Source organism: Streptomyces sp. ADI95-16 (genome assembly GCF_003721495.1).
Lineage (GTDB): Bacteria > Actinomycetota > Actinomycetes > Streptomycetales > Streptomycetaceae > Streptomyces > Streptomyces goshikiensis.
The window spans coordinates 2,534,009-2,557,412 of the sequence record NZ_CP033581.1 but is presented as its reverse complement, the minus strand read 5'-3'; the positions used below and the strand labels follow the sequence as shown (position 1 = coordinate 2,557,412).

The 23,404-nt window shown below is 74.0% G+C and carries 16 protein-coding genes and 3 pseudogenes; 8 read left to right on the top strand and 11 right to left on the bottom strand.

Annotated features, from left to right (window positions below; all coding sequences use genetic code 11):
• Positions 1-17 precede the first annotated feature (17 nt).
• Entirely contained in the window at positions 18-1,067 is a 1,050-nt protein-coding gene (gene lgt / locus EES41_RS11095; protein ID WP_123077693.1) for a prolipoprotein diacylglyceryl transferase, read from the top strand.
• A 210-nt stretch (positions 1,068-1,277) separates the two neighbouring features.
• On the opposite strand, the gene EES41_RS11090 is transcribed toward lgt, so the two are convergent.
• The 7 genes from EES41_RS11090 to EES41_RS11060 form a co-directional block, all read right to left on the bottom strand.
• Entirely contained in the window at positions 1,278-2,099 is an 822-nt protein-coding gene (locus EES41_RS11090; protein ID WP_123077691.1) for a CoA ester lyase, read from the bottom strand.
• The gene (locus EES41_RS11085; protein ID WP_123077689.1) at positions 2,096-3,313 is read right to left on the bottom strand and encodes a CaiB/BaiF CoA-transferase family protein; all 1,218 of its coding nucleotides are present in this window, start codon (positions 3,311-3,313) and stop codon (positions 2,096-2,098) included. The genes EES41_RS11090 and EES41_RS11085 overlap by 4 nt, the downstream gene beginning before the upstream one ends.
• Positions 3,310-4,260: a ribokinase gene (rbsK, locus tag EES41_RS11080; protein WP_123077687.1), complete on the bottom strand. Its 951-nt coding sequence runs from the start codon at positions 4,258-4,260 to the stop codon at positions 3,310-3,312. Before rbsK ends, EES41_RS11085 begins: the two co-directional genes overlap by 4 nt.
• Positions 4,257-5,645 (bottom strand): ADP-ribosylglycohydrolase family protein, encoded by a 1,389-nt coding sequence (locus EES41_RS11075; protein ID WP_123082390.1) that lies wholly within the window; start codon positions 5,643-5,645, stop codon positions 4,257-4,259. Before EES41_RS11075 ends, rbsK begins: the two co-directional genes overlap by 4 nt.
• 338 nt (positions 5,646-5,983) lie before the next feature.
• Positions 5,984-7,138, bottom strand: coding sequence for an ADP-ribosylglycohydrolase family protein (locus EES41_RS11070; RefSeq protein ID WP_123077685.1), 1,155 nt, complete (start codon positions 7,136-7,138; stop codon positions 5,984-5,986).
• The gene (locus tag EES41_RS11065) at positions 7,135-8,463 is read right to left on the bottom strand and encodes an ADP-ribosylglycohydrolase family protein (RefSeq protein ID WP_254211404.1); all 1,329 of its coding nucleotides are present in this window, start codon (positions 8,461-8,463) and stop codon (positions 7,135-7,137) included. Before EES41_RS11065 ends, EES41_RS11070 begins: the two co-directional genes overlap by 4 nt.
• Positions 8,460-9,446, bottom strand: a complete 987-nt coding sequence (locus EES41_RS11060; RefSeq protein ID WP_037797419.1) for an ADP-ribosylglycohydrolase family protein — start codon at positions 9,444-9,446, stop codon at positions 8,460-8,462. Before EES41_RS11060 ends, EES41_RS11065 begins: the two co-directional genes overlap by 4 nt.
• Before the next feature lie 246 nt (positions 9,447-9,692).
• On the opposite strand from EES41_RS11060, the gene EES41_RS11055 reads away from it, so the two are divergent.
• From EES41_RS11055 to EES41_RS11045, 3 genes are all read left to right on the top strand, one after another.
• A complete protein-coding gene (locus tag EES41_RS11055) occupies positions 9,693-10,424 on the top strand; it encodes a VIT1/CCC1 transporter family protein (RefSeq protein ID WP_123077683.1) in 732 nt (243 codons plus the stop codon).
• Positions 10,425-10,847: 423 nt separating this feature from the next.
• A complete protein-coding gene (gltB, locus tag EES41_RS11050; protein WP_174261803.1) occupies positions 10,848-15,401 on the top strand; it encodes a glutamate synthase large subunit in 4,554 nt (1,517 codons plus the stop codon).
• The gene (locus EES41_RS11045; RefSeq protein ID WP_123077679.1) at positions 15,394-16,854 is read left to right on the top strand and encodes a glutamate synthase subunit beta; all 1,461 of its coding nucleotides are present in this window, start codon (positions 15,394-15,396) and stop codon (positions 16,852-16,854) included. The genes gltB and EES41_RS11045 overlap by 8 nt, the downstream gene beginning before the upstream one ends.
• Positions 16,855-16,977: 123 nt before the next feature.
• Here EES41_RS11045 and EES41_RS11040 read toward each other — a convergent pair whose 3' ends face one another.
• Together EES41_RS11040 and EES41_RS11035 are read right to left on the bottom strand one after the other, a co-directional pair.
• Complete coding sequence (locus EES41_RS11040; protein WP_123077677.1) at positions 16,978-17,760, bottom strand: GntR family transcriptional regulator; 783 nt, start codon at positions 17,758-17,760, stop codon at positions 16,978-16,980.
• Positions 17,757-18,299, bottom strand: a complete 543-nt coding sequence (locus EES41_RS11035) for a GntR family transcriptional regulator (RefSeq protein WP_123077675.1) — start codon at positions 18,297-18,299, stop codon at positions 17,757-17,759. The genes EES41_RS11040 and EES41_RS11035 overlap by 4 nt, the downstream gene beginning before the upstream one ends.
• Before the next feature lie 146 nt (positions 18,300-18,445).
• On the opposite strand from EES41_RS11035, the gene EES41_RS11030 reads away from it, so the two are divergent.
• Entirely contained in the window at positions 18,446-18,835 is a 390-nt protein-coding gene (locus EES41_RS11030; protein ID WP_123077673.1) for an ATP-binding protein, read from the top strand.
• A 98-nt stretch (positions 18,836-18,933) separates the two neighbouring features.
• Here EES41_RS11030 and EES41_RS42915 read toward each other — a convergent pair.
• Positions 18,934-19,118: pseudogene (locus EES41_RS42915) on the bottom strand (UTRA domain-containing protein); the annotation flags it as partial.
• Between the two features lie 171 nt (positions 19,119-19,289).
• Here EES41_RS42915 and EES41_RS11025 point away from each other — a divergent pair.
• The 3 genes and pseudogenes from EES41_RS11025 to EES41_RS11015 form a co-directional block, all read left to right on the top strand.
• Positions 19,290-19,823, top strand: a complete 534-nt coding sequence (locus EES41_RS11025) for an NUDIX hydrolase (protein ID WP_123077671.1) — start codon at positions 19,290-19,292, stop codon at positions 19,821-19,823.
• A gap of 15 nt (positions 19,824-19,838) precedes the next feature.
• Positions 19,839-19,964: pseudogene (locus EES41_RS42910) on the top strand (hypothetical protein); the annotation flags it as partial.
• Between the two features lie 67 nt (positions 19,965-20,031).
• Positions 20,032-20,361: pseudogene (locus tag EES41_RS11015) on the top strand (GNAT family N-acetyltransferase); the annotation flags it as partial.
• Between the two features lie 118 nt (positions 20,362-20,479).
• On the opposite strand, the gene EES41_RS11010 reads toward EES41_RS11015, so the two are convergent.
• Complete coding sequence (locus tag EES41_RS11010) at positions 20,480-23,347, bottom strand: LuxR family transcriptional regulator (protein WP_174261670.1); 2,868 nt, start codon at positions 23,345-23,347, stop codon at positions 20,480-20,482.
• Positions 23,348-23,404 lie beyond the last annotated feature (57 nt).

Sequence of the window (23,404 nt, the reverse complement as noted above, 5' to 3'; positions counted from 1 at the left end):
GTAGCGTCGGGTCTGCCATGGACCTTGCTTACATTCCCAGTCCGTCGACCGGCGTGATCCATCTCGGACCGATCCCGCTGCGCGGCTACGCGTTCTGCATCATCATCGGCGTCTTCGTCGCCGTCTGGCTCGGCAACAGGCGATGGATCGCGCGCGGCGGAAAGCCGGGCACGGTCGCGGACATCGCCGTGTGGGCGGTGCCCTTCGGCCTCGTCGGCGGTCGCCTCTACCACGTGATCACCGACTACCAGCTCTACTTCGGCGAGGGCCGCAACTGGGTCGACGCCTTCAAGATCTGGGAGGGCGGCCTCGGCATCTGGGGCGCGATCGCGCTGGGCGCGGTCGGCGCCTGGATCGGCTGCCGGCTGCGCGGCATCCCGCTGCCGGCCTGGGCGGACGCGCTGGCCCCGGGGATCGCGCTGGCCCAGGCCTGCGGGCGCTGGGGCAACTGGTTCAACCAGGAGCTGTACGGCCGTGCCACGGACCTGCCGTGGGCCCTCAAGATCAGCGAGGGCCCGAACCGGGTCGCCGGTACCTACCACCCGACCTTCCTGTACGAGTCGCTGTGGTGCGTCGGTGTCGCCCTCCTGGTGATCTGGGCCGACCGCCGCTTCAAGCTCGGGCACGGACGGGCGTTCGCGCTGTACGTCGCCGCGTACTGCGTGGGCCGCGGCTGGATCGAGTACATGCGGGTCGACGAGGCGCACCACATCCTGGGCGTCCGGCTCAACGTGTGGACCTCGATCGTGGTCTTCCTGCTGGCGGTGACCTACCTGGTCCTGTCGGCGAAGCTGCGGCCGGGCCGCGAGGCGATCGTGGAACCGGACCGCGAGCTTTCCGGCGGTTCCGAGCCCGCCGCCGGGGCCGGTTCCGAGTCCGCCACCGTCAAGGCCGACGCCGCTTCCGGGGCGGAGGCCGGTTCCGCCACCAAGGCCGACGCCGGGGCCGTCCCCAAGGCCGGAGCCGCCGCCGAGGCCACCCCCGAGGCGGGGGCCACGGCCGAGGACAAGACCACGGGCGGGGACGAGGCCGCCGGGGCGAAGGCCCCCGAGGCCAAGAAGCTCTGACTCCGGCAGCAGACACCGCCGTGAGGGGCGCCGCGCATCCGCGCGGCGCCCCTCACGCGTTCCCGGCGGCCGGGTCTGCGGGGTCGGGGACCGCCGCTGACGGCCCGCGGCGTACCGCGACCGCTGTCGGCGCGGACGTACTGGGCCGGCCGGGTCCGCCGTCGGGATTGATGCCGGGGCGGGCCGGGAGGGCGCGGGGGCGGGGTGGGGTCAGGAGGGGACCGGGGCTTCGCGGCGGGCCAGGGAGACTACGCGTTCGGCGCCGGCCAGGACCGCCGGGTCCACGAAGCGGCCGTCGGGGAGGGCGACCGCGCCCGGGGTGCGGCGCGCGGCGGCCACGATCTCCTCGGCCGCCGCGACCTCCTCCGGGCCCGGGAGGTAGGCCCGCTCGATCACCGGGAGCTGGCGCGGATGGATCGCCGACCGGCCCAGGAAGCCCAGCGCCCGCCCCCGCGCGCAGGACACGGCCAGCGCCTCCAGGTCCCGGATGTCGGGGAACACGGACTGCGCCGGCGGCGCCAGGCCGGCGGCGCGGGCCGCGACCACCACCCGCGAGCGCGGCCAGTCCAGCCCCGCCTCGATGGTGACGCCCAGGTCGGCCCGCAGATCCGCCTCGCCGAGCGACAGCCCGCGCAGGGCCGGGTGCGCGCGGGCGATGTCGTAGGCGCGCTCCACGCCCAGCGCGGACTCCAGCAGGGCGTACAGCGCGACCCCGCCGGTCCGGTCGGCGACGGCGGCGATCTGCTCGGGCGCGCTGACCTTGGGCAGCCGCAGCCCGGCGAGGCCCGGCAGCTTGGCGAGGGCGGTCAGGTCGGCGCCGGCCCAGGGGGAGGCCAGGGCGTTGACGCGGACGTGGACCGGGACCGGCGGCGGCTCGGTGAGCAGCTCGGCGGTGGCGGCGCGGGCGTACTCCTTCCGGGAGGCCGACACGGCGTCCTCCAGGTCGACGATCACGGCGTCGGCGCCGGAGCGCAGCGCCTTGGCGACCACCTCGGGGCGGTCTCCGGGTACGTACAGCCAGGTGAGGATCACAGGGCCCCCTCGGTACGGAGCGCGTCGATCTCGGCCCGGGTCAGGCCGAGTTCGGTCAGGACGGCGTCGGTGTCGGCGCCGTGCGGCCGTCCGGCCCAGCGGATCGCGCCGGGGGTCTCGGACAGCCTGAACAGGACGTTCTGCATGCGGATCGGGCCGAGCTCCGGGTCTTCGACCTCGGTGACCGTGTCCAGCGCGGCGAACTGCGGATCGGCCATGACGTCCCGTACGTCGTAGACCAGGGCGACCGCCGCCTCGGCTTCCTCGAACAGGGCGACCACCTCCTCGGCCTTGTGGCGGGCGATCCAGTCGCCGACCGCCTCGTCGAGCAGGTGCGCGTGGGCCGCCCGGCCCGAGCCGTTCGCGAACCAGGGTTCGGCGATCAGCTCGGGCCGGCCGACCAGGCGCATCACGCGCTCGGCGATGGACTGCGCGGAGGTGGAGACGGCCAGCCAGCGCCCGTCCGCGCTGCGGTAGGTGTTGCGGGGGGCGTTGTTGGTGGAGCGGTTGCCGGTGCGGGGCTGGACGTAGCCGAGCTGGTCGTACCAGAGCGGGTGCGGGCCGAGCACGGTGAGGATCGGCTCGATGATGGCCAGGTCCACGACCTGCCCGTGCCCGGTGCGCTCAAGCCCGGCGAGCGCGGTCATCACGGCGTACGCGCAGGTCAGCGCGGCGATCGAGTCCGCGAGTCCGAAAGGCGGCAGGGTCGGCGGCCCGGCCGGCTCCCCGGTGATCGCGGCGAACCCGCTCATCGCCTCGGCGAGGGTGCCGAAGCCGGGGCGCCCGGCGTACGGGCCCTGCTGGCCGAACGCCGTGACGCGGGCCAGCACCAGCCGCGGATTGGCGGCGGACAGCTCGGGCCAGCCCAGACCCCACTTCTCCAGGGTGCCGGGCCGGAAGTTCTCGATGACCACGTCGGCGGTCCCGGCCAGCCGCAGCAGGGTGTCCCGGCCGCCCGGGGTGGACAGGTCGAGGGTCATCGTCCGCTTGTTCCGGCCGAGCAGCTTCCACCACAGGCCGATGCCGTCCTTGGCGGGGCCGTGCCCGCGGGAGGGGTCGGGGCGGCCGGGGTGCTCGACCTTGACCACCTCGGCGCCGAAATCGCCGAGCAGGGTCGCGGCGAGGGGACCGGCGAAGAGGGTGGCGAGGTCCAGGACGCGGAGCCCCCGCAGGGGGCCGGGCGCGGTGGCGGGGGCCGGGGCGGCGGTGCTCAAGGGGTTCCTCCGGAGCGCCCGTCACCCCGCGCGGCCGCCGACCCGTGCGCGGGGCCGGTCAGGGCGAAGGCGTCGGCCTCGGCGCGGGTCGGCATCGAGTCCTGGGCGCCCCGGCGCCGCACCGACAGCGCGGCCGCCGCCGACGCCCAGCGCAGCGCCTCCGGCATCGGGCGGCCCTCCCCGAGGGCCACGGCCAGCGCGCCGGCGAAGGTGTCCCCGGCGGCGGTGGTGTCCACGGCCCGGACCACCGGCGCGGCCACCGTCAGCGGCTCCCGGCCGCGGACGGCGTGCAGCACCCCGGCCGCGCCGAGGGTGATCACCACCTCGGGCACGTCCTGGAGGAGGGCCTCGGCGGCCCGGCGGGGGTCGGTGCGGCCGGTGAGGGCGGCCGCCTCGTGCTCGTTCGGGAGCAGCAGGTCGGTGGCGGCGAGGAGTTCGGCGGGCAGCGGCCGCGCGGGGGCCGGGGTGAGGATCGTACGGACGCCGCGGGCACGGGCGGCGAGCGCGCCGGCGAGGACGGCCGACAGCGGGAGTTCGAGCTGGAGGAGGAGCGAGCCGGCGGCGCCGATGCGGGCGTCGTCCCCCGCCTCCAGGCCGGTGACGGAGGCATTGGCGCCGGGGATGACGATGATGCTGTTGGCGCCCTCGTCGTCGACGGTGATGTGGGCGGTGCCGCTGGCGCCCTCCACGGTGCGCAGGGCGGCGGTCTCCACGCCGGCCGAGGTGAGCGCGGCGCGCAGCCGTACGCCGAACTCGTCGGCCCCGACCGCGCCGATCATCACCACCTCCGCGCCGAGGCGGGCGGCGGCGACGGCCTGGTTGGCCCCCTTGCCGCCGGGGACGGTGCGGAACGCGCGGCCGGTGACGGTCTCCCCGAGGCGGGGGGCCTTGGGGACGTAGGCGACGAGGTCCATGTTGGTACTGCCGAGCACGGCGATGGCCGTCATGGGCGGGCTGCCTCCTGTGCGGTGAGGTGGGCGAGGGTGTCGAAGCCGATGCCGTCGAAGCCGGGGACGGTGGTGGCGAGGCGGTTCTTCAGGGGTGCGGTCCAGCGGTGCGGGATGTCTTCGGTGACGAGGGCGGCCAGGGCGCCGGCGGTGGCGCCGTTGGAGTCGGTGTCCCAGCCGCCGGACACGGCGCGGCACACGGAGTGCGTGAAGTCCCCGTCGGCGTGGGTGAGGGCGGCCGCGATCAGGGCGGTGTTCGGGATCGCGTGTACCCAGTGATAGTGGCCGTACCGCGCGTGGAGCCGGTCGACGACGAGGTCGAAGTCCGCGTCCCGGGCGGCGCGGGCGCTGCGGATCCCGAAGCCGACGGCCTCCGCGAGCCGCGAGCGGGGCGGTACGACGGCCAGCCCGGCCCGCAGTGCGGTGTGGATGTCGGCCCCGGCGCGGCCGCCGGCCGCCTCGGCGGTCGCGGCGGCGACGAACAGCGCGGCGTAGACGCCGTTGCCGGTGTGGGTGAGGGTGGCGTCCCGGTACGCCTGGGCCGCGGCGGCGGCCGGGTCGCCGGGGTTGGTCCAGCCGTGCACGTCGGCGCGGATGAGGGCGCCGATCCACTCGCGGAACGGGTTGTGGTGGGTGGCGGTGGCGGGGGGCTCCAGGCCCTGGAGCAGGTTGCGGTACGCGACGCGCTCGGCGGTGAAGGTCCGGCCGGCGGGGAGCTCGTCGAGCCAGAGCCGGCCGACGTCGGCGGGGGTGAAGCGGCGGCCGTACCGCTGGAGGAGCAGCAGGTTCAGGAGCGGGTAGTTGAGGTCGTCGTCCTCGGGGGCGCCGTCGATGTTCTCGGCGAGGGAGGTGGCGGCGGAACGGCGGTTCCAGGGGTACGCGGCCAGGAGCTCCGCCGGGACGCGGCGCTCGGTGAACCAGTCGTCCAGCGGCCAGTTGCCCGCGGCGCGGGCGAGGGCCCTGATCCCGTCGAGCGGCAGCTTCTCGACGGGCTTGCCGAGCACGCACCCCACGGCGCGGCCCGTCCAGGCCCGCTCCAGCCGCCCCCGAAGCCCGGCCGGGCCCGCGCGCCGCGCCGCGCCGGGGCGGGGGCGGGGGCCGGGGCGGGTGCTGCGGGGCCAGGTGGCGGTGACGGCCGGCCAGGACTGCGGTTCCGCCGCCGCCGACGGGGACGGCAGCGCGGCGAGGCCGGTGAGGAGACGGCCGGCCAGGGCCCGTAGCTCCGGCGCGGCCGGCGCGGGGGAGGCCCCGGCCCGGGCGGGGGCCTCGTGGCCGCCCGCCGCCAGCCAGACACGGCGCGCCGGCTCCGGATCGCGGCCGTCCTCCCCCGCCTGGCGCAGCTCATGGCCGATCAGGTCCTCCGGCTGCACCCATGTCAGGCGCACGGCCCCCGCCCGGGCGCCGCGGACGGCCTCGCCGCCGCGGCCGGCCGCAGGGCCGGGGGCGGTCGGGGAGCCGGGCGGGGGTGTGGTCGGGGGGACGGTGTCGCCGCCGCGGGCGGTCGCACGGGCGGGCGGGGGAGCGGACGCGGGGGCGGTGTCGCCGGGCGGGGATGCGGCGGCGGGGGCGGTGTCGCCGCGGCGGGCGGTCGCAGGGTTGGGGGTGGGCGGGGGTGCGGCGGCGGGGGCGGTGTCGCTGCCGCGGTCGGTCGCACGGGCGGGCGGGGAGCCGGGCGGGGGAGGGGACGCGGGGGCGGTGTCGCCGGGCGGGGGCGGGTGGGAGTTCACCGGGGGGACGCGATCGCGGTGAACGCGGACTCGTGGGTGCGGCGGCGGGACCGGTCGCGGGCGAAGACCTCCCGGGCCACCGTCGTCAGCGCCGCCGCCGGGGCGTGCAGGTCGAGGCGGCTGGCCTCGGCGACCTGCTTGGCCCAGGCGGCGGGGACCGCGCCCTCGCCGCCCAGCGCGCCCGCGATCGCGCCCGCCATGGTGGCGATGGAGTCGCAGTCGCGGCCGTAGTTGACGGCGCCGAGCACCGAGGCCTCGTACGCCCCGTCCGCGACGAGCAGCATGCCGAGCGCGACCGGCAGCTCCTCGATCGAGTGAAGGCGGGACGGGCGCCGTGCGCCCAGCGACGGCTTGCGGTAGTCCGCGCCGACCGAGTCGTACGGGGCGACGGCCGCCCGCAGCGGGGCCAGCGCGGACTCGAAGTCGCGCTGCCCGAGCGCGACCTCGCGCACCGCCGCGATCGCCTCGCGGGTGCCGTCCTTGGCGAGGGCGAGCGCAGTCTCGACGACCGACCCGGCCGTCGCCCCCGGTGCGCAGGCCGCCGCCACCGCCGCCGCGAAGACGCCCGCCGCCTCCCGGCCGTACGAGGACTGGTGCGCTCCGGCGATGTCCAGCGCCTCCGCGTACGCCCCGTCCGGGTTGCCCGCGTTGACGATGCCGACCGGCGCCATGTACATCGCCGCACCGCAGTTGACGATGTTGCCCGCGCCGGCCTCGCGCGGGTCGGCGTGCGCGTAGTGCAGCCGGGTGACGATCCACTTCTCCGCGAGGAAGATCCGCTGGAGAGGGAGGGCCTCGGCCTCCAGCTCCGGGATCCAGCGCGGGTTCGTCATGAGGTCCGGGACGAGGTGGTCGGCGACGGCGTACGCGTCCAGGTGGTCCCGTACGGCCTCGTAGACCCGTACCAGCGCGTGCGTCATGAGGGTGTCGTCGGTGACGTGCCCGTCGCCCTTGTGGTACGGGGCGATGGGGCGGGCGGTGCGCCAGTCCTCGTACCAGGGGCCGACGACGCCGTGGACGCGGCCGCCGTGCCGCTCCACGATCTGGTCCGGGGTCCAGCCCTCCACCGGGCCGCCGAGCGCGTCGCCGACGGCGGCCCCGATCAGGCAGCCGGCCGCCCGGTCGTCGAGGGTGAGGGGGGTGAGGGTCATGTCCGAATCATCCCTTGGGTCTTGGGCGAGGTGAGCTCCGTACGGGAGAGCAGCGCGGCGAGTTCCACGAGGTCGGTGCCGGCGAGGCGGGGCAGGGCGCAGCCGGAGAGGGTGCGGCAGGCCTCGCGCCAGGTGGCGGGGATCGAGTCGCCGCCGCCGAGGGCGCCGGTGAGGGCCCCGGCCAGGGCGGGCGCGGAGTCCGCGACGCGGGAGAGGCAGGCGGCGGCGGGGACGGCCTCGGCGACGCGGCCGCGGGCGGCGGTGGCGAGGGCGAGGGCGACGGGGACGGTTTCGGCGGCGGCGATCCCGTAGCTGTAGACGTGGTCGACGATTTGGTGTTCGAGGAGGGGGACGAGGGCGAAGGCGCCGCCGGTCTCCTCCGTTCGGGCGAGTTTCACGGCGTGGCGGGCGTTGCGGCCGATCTCGGTTGCGGCGGGGAGCTGGGCGAGGGCGGCCTCGACGGCGGCGTCGGTGTCCGGGTCGGTGAGGGCGGTGGCGATGGCGGCGGCCATGGCGCGGGCGCCGTGGACCCCGTCGCCGTCCTGGGTGTAGCGGGCGTCGAACTCGGCGAGGTCGGCGGCGGCGGCCGGGTCGCCGGGGTGGACGACGGCGAGGACGCAGGCGCGGACGCAGGCGGCGTCGTCGAAGTAGTGGGGGTTGTCGTGGCCGGTGGCGGGCGGGCGCAGCCCGGCGGCGAGGTTGCCGAGGCCGGCGCGGACGGAGATCCGGGCGCGCAGGGGCAGGACGGCCGACTCCACCTCCGGCGCGCGTTCCGCTGCCGCGGCGACTTCGGAGGCGAGGGCGTTCCAGGCGAGGTCGATGGCGGCGCGCATCCGGCGGGACCGGGAGAGGTCGCTGAGCAGCACACCGGCGGCGGTCAGGACGGACTCGGCGGCGAAGGCGGCCCACTCGGCGTCGTCGGAGGGCCCGAGGCGGAGGGGTTCGGGGGGCTGGTTGAGGGCGATGGGGACGGGGAGGGTGGTGGTGGCGTTCTGCTCGGCGAAGGTGTCGAGCTCGCGGGTGAGGCGGCGGGTCCACTCGGGCATCCGGATCGCCCGGTGGCGGGCCGCCGGCCACCCGGCGGCGTCGCCTGCGGCGAGCCCGAGCAGGATCCCCTCGATCCGCCGCGCCCGCCCCTGCGCCGCCGCCTCGGCCCCCGTCTCGGCCCCCGTCTCGGCCCGGGCCCCCGCCACCCGACGGGCCCCGGCCACCACGATCCCCGGAACGGCACGCGCCCCGACGGGCTCGGTGGCCGGGGCGGTGGCGGTGGCGGTGGCGGGGCCGGGGCTGGGGGCTGCGGGGCTCGCGGGGTCGGTGGTCGTCATCGGGGGGCCTCGTATTCCGGGGTGAGGAGGTCCGCGATGTCCAGGACGTGGTAGCCCCGCATCGAGGGGAGGCAGCTGCCGCGGACCGGGCCGATGGCCGAGGACCAGGCGGCGGGGATCGCCGCGGCGCCGGCGAGGGCGCCGGAGAGGGCGCCGGCCACCGCGGCGGTGGTGTCCGCGTCGCGCCCCATGTTGACGGCCGTCAGGACCGAGGACGGGAAGTCGCCCCCGCACGCGGCGAACGCCCCGAACGCGAGGCCCACCGCCTCCGGGGCCAGGTCCGTCCACGGGTAGCCGCCGATGACGACCGCCGAGCGGACCGCCCGTTCGCCGCGCGGCGCCGCGGTGACCGCCCGGCGCAGGGAGCGGGCCGTCCAGGAGTCGGAGGGGATGACGGACAGGGCCGCCGAGACGACCGAGGCCGGGGAGCCCCCGGCCATCGCCGCCGCGACGCCCGCCGCGACGGCCTGGCCGCCGTAGATGCCCTCGCCGTCGTGGCTGACCGAGCCGTCGATGGCGACGAGCCGCGCCGCTTCCGCGGGGCGGCCCGCCGCGAAGACCCCGAAGGGGGCCGCCCGCATGGCGAGTCCGTCCGACCACGCGTGCCGGTGCTGCGCCGAGATGGGGGCGGCGAGGCCGCGGCGCAGGTTCTCCAGGGTGCCGCGTTCGCTGAAGCCCGCGCCGCGGAACGGGCCTTCGTCCAGGTCCGCGATCCAGTGGTGCCACGCCCGCTCCACGTGCGCGACCGTCAGCGCCGACCCGTGCCGGGCCAGCAGCAGGCCGGAGAAGATCGCGTACTCCGTGTCGTCGGTGCCCGCCGGGTCGTCGGACACGAAGCCCTCGATGCGGCCCCACTTCGCCCGGATCTGCGAGGGCTTCATGTTCTCCGCGGGGGCACCCAGCGCGTCACCCACCGCCAGTCCCAGAAGAGCGCCCCGGGCCCGTTCGAGGAGGACCTGCGGATTGCATGCAATCAGCTCCATGGCGCGCCTCTCCACTTGATGGGACTCACATTGAGCCCTTGGGGGATTTGTGCCATGACAAGAGGTTTGTCGCTCGTCGCGAAACACCCCGCCCGCACCCCCGTCACCCGGTCGCCGACCCCCAAAACCCCAGGTAAGTACGGCCTACCTTGCTGGCGGGCGGCAGAAATCGTGCGTAGTTTCGAGGTGTTCAGGGGGAGCGGACGCCTCACCGTGCCCGTTCATGCAAAAGGGGAGAAACTTCGCATGTCCATCATCGACACCGCAGCGTCGCTGCACACCGCCCACCGTGACAATCACAGCCACCGTGATGTCAACGGCGGCTGGCTGCGCCCGGCCGTGTTCGGCGCCATGGACGGCCTCGTCTCCAACATCGCCCTGATGACCGGCGTGGCCGGCGGCGCCGCCGCCCCGCAGACCATCGTCATCACCGGGCTCGCCGGCCTCGCCGCCGGCGCCTTCTCGATGGCGGCGGGCGAGTACACCTCCGTCGCCTCGCAGCGCGAACTGGTCCTCGCGGAACTCGACGTGGAACGCCAGCAGTTGCGCAAGCACCCCGTCGACGAGATGGAGGAGCTGGCCGAGCTGTACGTATCGCGCGGTGTCGAGCCGGCCCTCGCCCGCGAGGTCGCGATGCAGCTCTCGCGCGATCCCGAGCAGGCGCTGGAGATCCACGCCCGCGAGGAGCTGGGGATCGACCCCGAGGACCTGCCGTCGCCGCTCGTCGCCGCGGTGTCGTCCTTCGCCTCGTTCGCGCTGGGCGCGCTGCTCCCCGTACTGCCGTACCTGCTGGGTGCGACCGCCCTGTGGCCGGCGGTGCTGCTGGCGCTGGTCGGCCTCTTCGGCTGCGGGGCGGTCGTCGCCCGGGTCACCGCGCGGTCGTGGTGGTTCAGCGGACTGCGCCAGCTCGTCCTGGGTGGCGCGGCCGCCGGTGTGACGTACATCCTGGGAACCTGGATCGGTGGCGCCGTAGGCTAAGCGGCGCGGGAGTGCGACACTATGCACCGCGCAACATAAGTAGTCCGTTACTCGGCGGTTTCAATCGTGTGACCGCCGGGCATCACACCAGGACCATCCCGACTCTCTCGCCGGGAAGGTACCTCCTGCGGGCAATGAGGCCCGTCAAGCACCCGTTCGGGTCCCTTCGCCCCCATTTTTCGATCGCTGACGACCGTCAAAACGGCAGCGAAGGTCCCGGCTTTCGTTTCGTGCGGTGTCCGCATGTTGGAATGACATATCCGCTTCTCGGGATTGCCGTCATCATGTAACCTGCACGAAATTTCGCAGAGGGCCAACGTCGTCCCTCGGCAACGCACATATGCCGCTACGACGACGGGAGAGCCGATGCGTTCCGCATCCACGCACTCCGCGACCGGCTCCAGCACCACCGCCTGGTCGCCCATGGACGGTCGCCCCGCCCCCCAGGGCATGTACGACCCGCGCAACGAGCGCGACGCCTGCGGCGTCGGCTTTGTGGCCAACCTCAGCGGCGAGGCCGGCCACACGCTGGTCGAGCAGGCGCTGACCGTATTGCGGAACCTCGAACACCGTGGTGCCACCGGCTCCGAGCCCGACTCGGGCGACGGCGCCGGAATCCTGTCCCAGGTGCCGGACGCGTTCCTGCGCGAGGTCGCCGGATTCGAGCTCCCCGAGGCCGGTGCGTACGCCGTCGGCATCGCCTTCCTCCCCGCCGACGGCACCGCACAGGCCGTCGCCGTGGAGCGGATCGAGGCCATCGCCGCCGAGGAGAACCTCACGGTCCTCGGCTGGCGCGAGGTCCCGGTCACCCCGGACCTGCTCGGCAACGGCGCCCGCGCCACCATGCCCGCCTTCTCGCAGCTCTTCGTCAGCAACGGCAGCACCGGCATCGAGCTGGACCGCAAGGCCTTCGTGCTGCGCAAGCGCGCCGAGCGCGAGGCCGGCGTGTACTTCCCGTCGCTCTCCGCGCGCACCATCGTCTACAAGGGCATGCTGACCACCGGCCAGCTGGAGCCCTTCTTCCCGGACCTCTCCGACCGCCGCTTCGCCTCGACGCTCGCGCTGGTCCACTCCCGGTTCTCGACGAACACCTTCCCGTCCTGGCCGCTCGCCCACCCGTACCGCTTCGTCGCGCACAACGGCGAGATCAACACGGTCAAGGGCAACCGGAACTGGATGAAGGCCCGCGAGTCCCAGCTGGCCTCCGACGCCTTCGGCGACGGCGTCCTGGACCGGATCTTCCCGATCTGCACCCCCGACGCCTCCGACTCGGCCTCCTTCGACGAGGTCCTGGAGCTGCTCCACCTCGGCGGCCGGTCGCTCCCGCACAGCGTGCTGATGATGATCCCGGAGGCATGGGAGAACCACGCCTCCATGGACCCGGCCCGCCGCGCCTTCTACCAGTACCACTCCACGATGATGGAGCCCTGGGACGGCCCGGCCTGCGTCACCTTCACCGACGGCACCCAGGTCGGCGCGGTCCTCGACCGCAACGGTCTGCGCCCCGGCCGCTACTGGGTCACCGACGACGGCCTCGTCGTCCTCGGCTCCGAGGTCGGCGTGCTCGACATCGACCCGGCCAAGGTCGTCCGCAAGGGCCGCCTGCAGCCCGGCAAGATGTTCCTCGTCGACACCGCCCAGAAGCGGATCATCGAGGACGACGAGATCAAGGCCGAGCTGGCCGGCGCCGCCCCGTACGCCGAATGGCTGGAGACCGGCGAGATCGAGCTGACGGACCTGCCCGAGCGCGAGCACATCGTCCACACCCACGCCTCGGTCACCCGCCGCCAGCAGACCTTCGGCTACACCGAGGAAGAGCTGCGCGTCATCCTCGCGCCGATGGCCCGCACCGGCGGCGAGCCGCTCGGCTCCATGGGCACGGACTCCCCGATCGCGGCCCTGTCCGCCCGCCCCCGGCTCCTCTTCGACTACTTCACGCAGCTGTTCGCGCAGGTCACCAACCCGCCGCTGGACGCCATCCGCGAGGAGCTCGTCACCTCGCTGCTGTCCTCGCTGGGCCCGCAGGGCAACCTGCTGGAGCCGACCTCCGCGTCCTGCCGCAGCGTCACCCTGCCCTTCCCGGTGATCGACAACGACGAGCTCGCCAAGCTGATACACGTCAACGCCGACGGCGACATGCCCGGCATGAAGGCCGCCACCCTCGCGGGCCTCTACCGGGTCTCCGGCGGCGGCGAGTCGCTGGCCGCCCGCCTGGAGGAGATCCGCGGCGAGGTCGACGCGGCCATCGCCGGCGGCGCCCACCTGATCGTCCTCTCGGACCGCCACTCCGACGCCGAGCACGCGCCGATCCCGTCGCTGCTGCTCACCTCCGCCGTGCACCACCACCTCATCGCGACCAAGCAGCGCACCCAGGTGGGCCTGCTGGTCGAGGCCGGTGACGTCCGCGAGGTCCACCACGTCGCGCTGCTCATCGGCTACGGCGCCGCCGCCGTCAACCCGTACCTCGCCATGGAGTCCGTCGAGGACCTGCTGCGCGCCGGTACCTTCCTGTCCGGCCTGGAGCCGGAGCAGGCCATCAAGAACCTGATCTACGCCCTCGGCAAGGGCGTCCTGAAGGTCATGTCCAAGATGGGCATCTCCACCGTCGCCTCCTACCGCGGCGCCCAGGTCTTCGAGGCCGTCGGCCTGAACGACGAGTTCGTCGCCTCGTACTTCGAGGGCACCGCCACCAAGATCGGCGGCGCCGGCCTGGACGTCATCGCCAAGGAAGTGGCCGCCCGCCACGCCAAGGCGTACCCGGCCTCCGGCATCGCGGCCACGCACCGCGCGCTGGAGATCGGCGGCGAGTACCAGTGGCGCCGCGAGGGCGAGCCGCACCTCTTCGACCCGGAGACGGTCTTCCGCCTCCAGCACGCCACCCGCAACCGCCGGTACGACATCTTCAAGAAGTACACCGAGCGGGTGAACGAGCAGTCCGAGCGCCTCATGACGCTCCGCGGGCTCTTCGGGTTCAAGGCCGCCGAGGACGGGGGCCGCCCGTCGATCCCGCTCGACGAGGTCGAGTCGGTCGCCGACATCGTCAAGCGTTTCTCCACCGGCGCCATGTCCTACGGCTCCATCTCGCGCGAGGCCCACGAGACCCTCGCCATCGCCATGAACCAGCTGGGCGGCAAGTCCAACACCGGTGAGGGCGGCGAGGACCCGGACCGCCTGTACGACCCGGCGCGCCGCTCCTCCATCAAGCAGGTCGCCTCCGGCCGCTTCGGCGTGACGAGCGAGTACCTGGTCAACGCGGACGACATCCAGATCAAGATGGCGCAGGGCGCCAAGCCCGGCGAGGGCGGCCAGCTGCCCGGCCACAAGGTCTACCCGTGGGTCGCCAAGACCCGGCACTCCACCCCGGGCGTCGGCCTGATCTCCCCGCCGCCGCACCACGACATCTACTCCATCGAGGACCTGGCCCAGCTGATCCACGACCTCAAGAACGCCAACCCGGTCGCCCGCATCCACGTGAAGCTGGTCTCCGAGGTCGGCGTGGGCACGGTCGCCGCCGGTGTCTCCAAGGCCCACGCGGACGTCGTCCTCATCTCCGGCCACGACGGGGGAACGGGCGCCTCCCCGCTGACCTCCCTCAAGCACGCGGGCGGCCCCTGGGAGCTCGGCCTCGCCGAAACCCAGCAGACCCTGCTGCTCAACGGCCTGCGCGACCGCATCGTGGTCCAGACGGACGGCCAGCTCAAGACCGGCCGCGACGTCGTCATCGCCGCGCTGCTCGGCGCCGAGGAGTTCGGTTTCGCGACCGCGCCGCTCGTCGTCTCCGGCTGCGTCATGATGCGCGTCTGCCACCTGGACACCTGTCCGGTCGGCATCGCCACCCAGAACCCGGTGCTGCGCGACCGGTTCTCCGGCAAGGCCGAGTTCGTCGTGAACTTCTTCGAGTTCATCGCGGAGGAGGTGCGCGAGATCCTCGCCGAGCTGGGCTTCCGCACGATCGAGGAGGCCGTCGGCCACGCCGAGCTCCTCGACACCGGCAAGGCCGTCACGCACTGGAAGGCGCAGGGCCTCGACCTGGAGCCCCTCTTCCACGTGCCGCAGCTGCCCGAGGGCGCGGTCCGCCACGCCCTGATCGAGCAGGACCACGGCCTGGAGAAGGCCCTCGACAACGAGCTGATCGAGCTCGCCTCCGAGGCCCTGAACGCCGACACCGCGGAAACGGCCCAGCCGGTCCGCGCCCAGGTCGCGATCCGCAACATCAACCGGACCGTCGGCACCATGCTCGGCCACCACGTCACCAAGAAGTTCGGCGGCGCGGGCCTGCCCGACAACACCATCGACCTGACCTTCACCGGCAGCGCCGGCCAGTCCTTCGGCGCCTTCCTGCCGCGCGGCGTCACGCTGCGCCTGGAGGGCGACGCCAACGACTACGTCGGCAAGGGCCTCTCCGGCGGCCGCGTCGTGGTCCGCCCGGACCGCGCCGCCGACCACCTCGCCGAGTACTCGACCATCGCCGGCAACACCATCGGCTACGGCGCGACCGGCGGCGAGATGTTCCTGCGCGGCCGCACCGGCGAGCGCTTCTGCGTCCGCAACTCGGGCGCGCTGGTCGTCTCGGAGGGCGTGGGCGACCACGGCTGCGAGTACATGACCGGCGGCCAGGCCGTGGTCCTGGGCGAGACGGGCCGCAACTTCGCGGCCGGCATGTCGGGCGGCGTCGCGTACGTCATCGACCTCGACCCGCACCACGTCAACGTCGGCAACACGGACGCGGTCGAGACCGACCTGTCCGACACCGACAAGCAGTGGCTGCACGACGTCGTGCGCCGCCACGAGGAGGAGACCGGCTCGACCGTGGCCGCGAAGCTCCTGGCTGACTGGTCCGTCGCGGCGGACCGCTTCAGCAAGATCATCCCGACCACGTACAAGGCAGTGCTCGCCGCCAAGGATGCCGCTGAGCTGGCCGGACTCTCGGAGTCCGAGACCACGGAGAAGATGATGGAGGCGGCGACCCATGGCTGACCCGAAGGGCTTCCTCACCACCGGCCGCGAGACCGCCTGTTCCCGTCCGGTCGCCGAACGGCTGGGGGACTGGAACGAGGTCTACGTTCCGGGCTCGCTGCTCCCGATCATCAGCAAGCAGGCCGGCCGCTGCATGGACTGCGGCATCCCGTTCTGCCACAACGGGTGCCCGCTCGGGAACCTGATCCCGGAGTGGAACGACTTCGCGTACCGCGAGGACTGGTCCGCCGCGGCCGAGCGCCTGCACGCGACGAACAACTTCCCGGAGTTCACCGGGCGGCTGTGCCCGGCCCCCTGCGAGTCGGCGTGCGTGCTCGGCATCAACCAGCCCGCCGTCACGATCAAGAACGTCGAAGTCTCGATCATCGACAAGGCGTGGGACAACGGCGGCGTCACCCCGCAGCCGCCCGAGCGGCTGTCCGGCAAGACGGCGGCCGTCATCGGCTCGGGCCCCGCCGGCCTGGCCGCGGCCCAGCAGCTGACCCGGGCCGGCCACACCGTGGTGGTGTACGAGCGCGCGGACCGCATCGGCGGCCTGCTCCGCTACGGCATCCCCGAGTTCAAGATGGAGAAGGTGCACATCAACCGCCGCATCGAGCAGATGCGCGCGGAGGGCACCAAGTTCCGCACCGGCATCGAGATCGGCCGCGACCTGTCCGCGACCGACCTGCGCAAGCGGTTCGACGCGGTCGTCGTCGCGGCCGGCGCCACGGTCTCCCGCGACCTGCCGGTCCCGGGCCGTGAACTGGGAGGCATCCACTTCGCGATGGAGTACCTGCCCCTGGCGAACAAGGTCCAGGAAGGCGACTTCATGGCCCCGCCGATCACAGCCGAGGGCAAGCACGTGGTCGTCATCGGCGGCGGCGACACCGGCGCGGACTGCGTGGGCACCGCCCACCGCCAGGGCGCGGCCTCGGTCACCCAGCTGGAGATCATGCCCCGCCCGTCGGAGGACCGGCCCACCGGCCAGCCGTGGCCGACGTTCCCGATGCTGTACAAGGTCACCTCGGCCCACGAGGAGGGCGGCGAGCGGATCTACTCCGTCTCCACCACCCACTTCGAGGGCGACGAGGACGGCAACGTCCAGGCCCTGCACCTGGTCGAGGTCGCCTTCGAGGACGGCAAGCTGGTCCAGAAGGCGGGCACCGAGCGCGTCCTCCCGGCGCAGCTGGTCACCCTGGCGATGGGCTTCACCGGCACCGACCAGGCCAACGGCCTGGTGGAGCAGTTCGGCCTGGAGCTGGACGCGCGCGGCAACGTCGAGCGCGACGCCTCCTACGCGACCAACGTGGACGGCGTCTTCGTCGCCGGCGACGCGGGCCGCGGCCAGTCGCTCATCGTCTGGGCCATCGCGGAAGGCCGCTCGGCCGCCCGCGGCGTGGACCGCTTCCTGACCGGCGCCAGCGCCCTCCCGTACCCGGTCAAGCCGACGGACCGCTCCCTGATGGTGTAGCCCGTCGCGCCTCCCCCTCGGGGGAGGGCCCCTCATACGGTCCGTACAACGGTGTACGGCACTCCGACACAGCGCCCGTCATGTCCCCGACCAGGGATGACGGGCGCTGTGGCGTGTGCGGGGTCAGGGCTCGGGCGTGAACTCGTACCGGAGCTCGTAGAGGTGCCCGGCCTTCACCATCACGGTGACTTCGAGGGGGCGGTCGCCGTCGCCGTACACCGTGCGGAGGGTGCGCAGGACCGGCAGGTCGCGAGGGAGACGCAGGGCGCCGCACTGCTCCTGCGTCGGGACGCGGGCGGAGACGCGGTCGACGCTCAGCCGGGGCGGGAAGCCCAGCCCGGTGAGCAGGGTCGGCGTGCCGCCCTTGATCCTGCGGGGCTCGGCCAGGGCCGTACCGAGGGCGATCTCCAGCGGGTAGTAGGAGCAGACGAGTTCGGCGGGTTCGTCGTCGATGTGGAGGAGCTGCCGGCGCAGCAGTGCGGCTTGCGCGTCCTGGAGCCCGAGCGCCGCGGCCACATCGGCGGGAGGCGTCACCTCGCCGACTTCCAGCAGGGTGCTGCGCGCCGTGCCGCCGTGTGCAGCCGCGCTCGCCAGCCAGGGGTACGCCGCACCGGTCGGCGCCGTCGTGAGGGACGCCGTCGGGTCGATGGTGCGCTGCCGGTTCTCCCGTACGGTCACGGCCGCACCCGCGCGGCCGATGACGAGTCGCTCGTCCTTGAGGAGCTGCAGCGCCTTCTGCACGGTCGCGCTCGACGCGTCGAACCGGGCCTTCAGATGGACGGTGGAGGGGAGCTTCGCGCCCGGCGCGAGGTCGCCGCTCATGATCTCGTCCCGCAGGTCGGCGGCGATGCGGGCGTGCAGTGACCTGCCGTCGGGCACGTTGTCGTCCGTGGTCGGCACAGTCATCCGATCCTGATCTCGTACCGCAGCTGCTGGCGTGCGGCCGGCATGACCATCACGTCCGCCTGGACCGGACGATCTCCCGCGTCCAGGGTGACGCGGGAGATCTGCAGGACGGGCTCGCCCGGCCCCATGCCCAGCTGATCGCGTTCGTCCGCCGACGGCATGCGAGCCGCCACCTTCTCGACCGCCCTCACGCCGACGTGTCCCAGCTCGGCAAGGAGAGTCACGGCGCCACCGCGGATCTTGCCGGTCGCCGCGAGGCGGGTGCCGGAGGCGATCGAAGAGGGGTAGTAGGTGTCCGTCAACTCCACCGGAATTTCGTCGAGTTCGATGACGCGTCGGCGTACGACGACGCTCTCGCCGACCGCTGTCCGCAGCATTTGCGAGACCTCGGCCGAGGCGGCTCGCTCGCCGGCGTACAGAATCCGCTGTCCGCCGCTGCGGCCGCGGGCTTTGGTCTCGCTGGTCCACGCGTCGGGCTCCCCGGTGGCGCGGGGCGTCAGGTAGGGCATCGACGTACTGGTCCACTCGCCGCTGCCCATGTCGTCCTCCCGTGCCGCTGGTTGGTGTCGGACTCAACGGTATGCGACGGGGCGCCTGGCCCCTAGTGCTCAACCTTGCTGCTTTTTCCGAATAGCGATACGGTCTGTGCGGCATTGGAAGCTCAGCGTTAAGGCGGTGGGGCGGCATGTCCCTGTCTCGGCAACAGCAGTTTCCCCGGGTGCGCGTCTCCGTACGTGCGGCCCGTCAGTTCGTCGGCGACACGCTCGGAGAGTGGGGGTTCGGCGACCGCCGCGACGACATGCGCCTGTGTGCCTCGGAGCTCGCGGCGAACGCCGTGCTGCACGGGGCGCCGCTGGGCCGGGAGTTCTCGGTCCGGCTCGTTCGGGCAGCGGATGCGGTGAGCATCGAAGTACGGGACACAGGTCCCGGCATGCCGAAGGAGCGCCGTCCCGCGCCTGAAGAGTTCTGCGGCCGGGGCCTGTGGCTGGTCAAGGAACTGGCAGACGAGTTCGGGGTCCGCGACGAAGTGGTGGGCAAGACGGTGTGGGCGCGGTTCAAGGTGGCGAGGGCCTGAGCGGAAGCCCTCGCGCGGCGCCCGTCATGCCCCCGACCAGGCATGACGGGCGCTGTGGTGTATGGGGTCGGGCGTCCGAGGCGAACGCGTGCGTCCGTCGACGGCATGCGAGGCGCCACCTTCTCGACCGCCCTCGCGTCGACGTTCCCCAGCTCGGCCAGGAGGGTCACGGCGCCAGCGCGGATCTTGCCGATCGCCGTGAGACGGTGCCGGAGGCGATCGAGGAGGGGTAGTAGGTGTCCGTCAACTCCACCGGAATGTAATCGAGTTCGATGACCCGTCGGTGGACGGCGACGGTTTTCGAGAGAGTGCTGTGGCAAGCGTCTTCACTGTGACTGACCTGCTCGTACCCGCCTACCCCGCCTACCCGGCCCCTCATCGCCACTGGCGGTCCACTCTGCGACTGCTCGTGACGGCTCTGCGATGCTGGGGCCGATCGAGAGGGGCCGCGGCGATGCAGTGGAAGATCCACGGGGAACGTCCGATCTACGAGAACAAGTGGGTGAACCTGTGGCTCACCGATGTGGAGACGCCGGACGGGCACCGCTGGGAACACCACGTCGTCAAGCTCCGTCAACTGGCCGTGGCCGCCGTGCTCAACGACCGCCAAGAGGTCCTGATGATGTGGCGCCACCGCTTCATCACGGACGCGTGGGCCTGGGAGCTACCCATGGGCCTGGTGGAGGCGGACGAGACCCCCGGTGAGGCTGCCGCTCGTGAAGTCCTCGAAGAGACCGGCTGGCGTCCGGGCCCGATGAAGCCGCTGATCTACGCCGAACCGGCGAACGGCATCACGGACTCCCAGCACCACCTGTTTCGCGCGGACGGCGCCACGTACGACGGGCCGCCGACCGAGAAAAACGAGTCGGACCGGATCGAGTGGATCCCCCTGGCGAACATCCGCGGCATGATCGACCGCCGCGAGATCGTCAGCAGCGGCTCCCTCGTCGGCCTCCTCTACGTCCTGATGGACGAAGGGGTGCGCTGACCCTGCAGGGAAAGCATCGCTCGCGGACGTGCCTCGAAGGAACCGCGGCCGACACCTCGCGATAGCGCCCTCCCCCCTGCCAGCACGGCCCACGCCCGTGCGGCCGTGCGTTCCGTCCGCCGGGCTGCACGGGCCGTTCCCGCCCGCATCGCCTGTCTGGAGGAGTCCACCGCCGCTTCGCTGCTCCTCGCCGACCAACGACGATCAGGCGCCCGTCGGGCTCACCACGTTGCAGATCGACTCGGCAGTCCGGACTGCCGAGTTCGTCATCTTGATCGCCCCGGAAGCCCGGGGGAAGGGTCTGGCGACCGAAGCCACCTCCCTGACCCTCCGCTGGGCCTTCGAGTACGCCGCACTGCGCATGGTGTGGCTGAAGGTCCTGGAGGCCAACACGGCAGGAATGACGGCCTACCAGAAGGCCGGATTCCAGGACGCCGGCCGCCTGCGCCAGTCTGGGTACTGGCTGGGCCGCCCTTGCGACGAGATCCTCATGGACGTCATCGCCGACGACTTCCTGACCACCACCAAGCCTGCCTGACCTCAGCCCCTGCGTCCGGCCGACCGCCCCGGCCGGGGCGGTCGGCGTCGTCCTGGAGAGGCATGAGCAACGCGAGGCGTCCGTGCGGGGGTGTCGGGCGTTGTCGCGGGCGGCTTTCTCACGGCAGGTGGCGGGCCGTGAGGGCGGCCAGGGCGGAGCGGGTGGTGACGCCCGTTTTGCGGAAGATGTGGGACAGGTGGGTGTCCACCGTACGCGGGCTCAGGTAGAGGCGGGCCGCGATGGCCGGGGTGGTGAGGCCCTCGGCTACCAGGGTGGCGATCTCGTGCTCGCGCGGGGTGAGGCCCGGCACGCGGGGCGGGGGAGCGGGCGGGAGGAGGAGGTCCGCGAGGCCCGTCAGGAGCAGGGCCCCGCCCGATTCGGCCAGGCGGCGGCCGCGCCGCCACATGGCCGACGCCGTCGCCGGGTCGCCCGCCTCCGCCGTCAGGGACGCGCCGATCAGCAGGGACTGGGCCTCCCACAGCACCGCGCCCGAGCGGCCCGCCTCCTCGGCGGCCCGCGCGAACCGCTCCGCCGCCGCGGCCGGACGGCCCGAGCCCGCCAGCACCTGCCCCGCGCAGCGCAGCGCCGCCGCACGCTGGACGGGCAGGCCGAGCCGCTCCGCGTCCCGCCCGGCCAGCGCGGCCCACTCCTGCGCCCCGGCCAGGTCCCCCGTCGTGACGGCCGCGGTGACCAGGGCCTCCAGGAACAGCGGCCGCATCGACGGCTGCAGCCCCGCCAGATCCGGCCCGCCCGCCCGCAGCATCGCCGACCTGGCCCGCACCGGATCGCCGCCGTGCAGCGCGGCGTAGCTCATGACGCACCACACCAGGGAGGTCCACCAACTGCTCCGCGCACCGGCCGCCGCGACCGCCTCCTCCGCCGCCGCGAGCGCGCTCACGTCCCCCGGCGGCCGGGCCGCGATCAGCACCTGAGCCTTGTTCGCGAGGACCAGCCCGAGCAGCTCGTCGCTCCCGATGCCCCGGGCGATGCTCTCCGCCTCGTCTATCAGGTCCAGCGCCGACGGCAGCCGGCACGCGTGCGTGTGGACGATCGCCTTGCACATCAGCAGGTGCGGCAGCAGGTGCAGCGGCCCGCCGCGGCGGGCGATGGCCAGCCCCCGGTCCGCGTGCCGCTCGGCGTCCTCGTAGCGCTCCAGGTAGAACTCCGCCCACCCCAGCCGGGCCAGCGGCTCGCACTGGTCCGCCAAGTCCCGGTCCGTCAGCGCGTCCACGCACGCGGCGGCCCGGTCCGTCAGCTCCCGCGCGGCGGCCGTGTTCCCCTCGTACGCCTCCCCGAGCGCCGACACCGCCAGCGCCCCCGCCGCGGCCGGCTCGTTTCCCAGGGCCCGGGCCAGCTCCAAGGTGCGCAGCACCTCCGCGCGCACCGCCGGAAAGGGCAGGGCGTGCGGCGCGGACGAGCCCAGCTCCAGGCCCAGGGCCACCGCGTCGGCCGGAGCGGGAGCGGGCCGCCGCGACAGCGCCCGGCGCAGCAGCGCGACCGAGGCACGGTACTGACCGAGGTGGCGCTCCATCGACGCGCACAGCGTGACGGCGCCCGCGCGCACCCCGCTGCCGTCGTCGGCGGGGAGCCCCGCGATCACCTCGTGCAGCAGGTCCCGGCTCGCCCGCAACTCGCCGCACACGCTCAGCGCCCGCGCCCGCTTCAGCATCAGGTCCCGGCGGCGCGCCGCATGGCCGGGGGTGTCCGGGAGCACCCGCAGCACCACCTCCAGCCAGTGCGCGCAGCTCGCCGGCGCGGTCGTCTCGGACTGCTCGGCCGCCTCCAGCAGGACGGCCGCGGCCTCCGGCTCCCAGCCGGTCAGCGCCCGCTCCACGTGATGGGCCCGTACGGTCGCGGGCGCGCCCGCCGCCGCCAGCGCGGCGGCCGCCCGCCGGTGCAGCGCGGCGCGCCGGCCGGGCCCGGTGTCCTCGTACACCGCGGCCCGCAGCACCGGATGGCGCAGCGACCAGACCCCGCCCGGGTGCGGCCGTATCAGGTCGCGCCCGGCCAGGACGCCGAGGTCGGCGTCGAGCCGCTCGGGACCCGACGCGGGCTCGGTGAGCGCGAGCAGCAGTGGCGGCGTGGCCTGGTCGCCGAGGACCGCCACCGCCTCGGCGGTACGGCGCTGCGCGGCGCTCAGCGGCGTCAGCTCGTCGAGCAGCAGGGCGCCGAGCCCGCCCGGCGGGAGGGCCGGACCGCTCCGGCCCTGTCCCTGGCCCTGGAGCAGCGTCAGGAAGTACAGCGGGTTGCCCTCGCTGGCCGCGTACAGCCGGGCGGCCCGGCCCGGCGGCAGCCCGGGCGCGAGCTGCTCGACGCAGGCCCGTTCGGTCAGCGGCCCGAGGTCCAGGCGCAGCACGGCGCCCGTGTCGACGCCCCGGGTGAGCGCGGCGGCGAGCGACGGCGCGGTCTGCCGGTCCCGCCGGGCCACGACGATGACCACCGGGGCGCGCAGGGGGTGGCGTACGAGGTGGTCGAGGAGCTCCAGCGAGGCCGGGTCGGCCCAGTGCAGATCGTCGAGGGCGATCAGCAGCCCGGCTCCCGTCCGCCCGCCGAGCGCCGTGAGCAGCCGCGCGGTCGCCCGGTGCGCGGCGAACCGGTCCACGGCCGACACCCCGGCCCCGGCCCCGGCCCCGGCGGGGTCCGCGGCGGGGTTCGCCGAGATCCCGTCCGCCGCCGCCCCGGCGGACGCCGCCCAGGTCGCGCCCGGCGCGCCCAGGCCGCGCAGGAGTTCCGGGTCCAGGTCCGTGAACGCGTCGCCGAACACCCGGAACGGAATGTGGCGTTCGTACTCGGTGGCCCGGCCGCGCAGCACCGTCAGCCCGCGCTCCTCGGCCCGCCCGCACACCTCGGTCAGCAGCCGGCTCTTGCCGATGCCCGCCGCGCCGGTCAGGTCGACGACACCCGGCGGGCCCCCCGGCCCGTCGAGTACCGCGTCCAGCCGGTCCAGTTCGGCCTCCCGGCCGACCAGTGGAGTCCTGTCCGTCATGGTCCCTCCCCAGCTGACCGGTACCCGCAACCGGCGCCGGGGATACGTAGGCGGTTC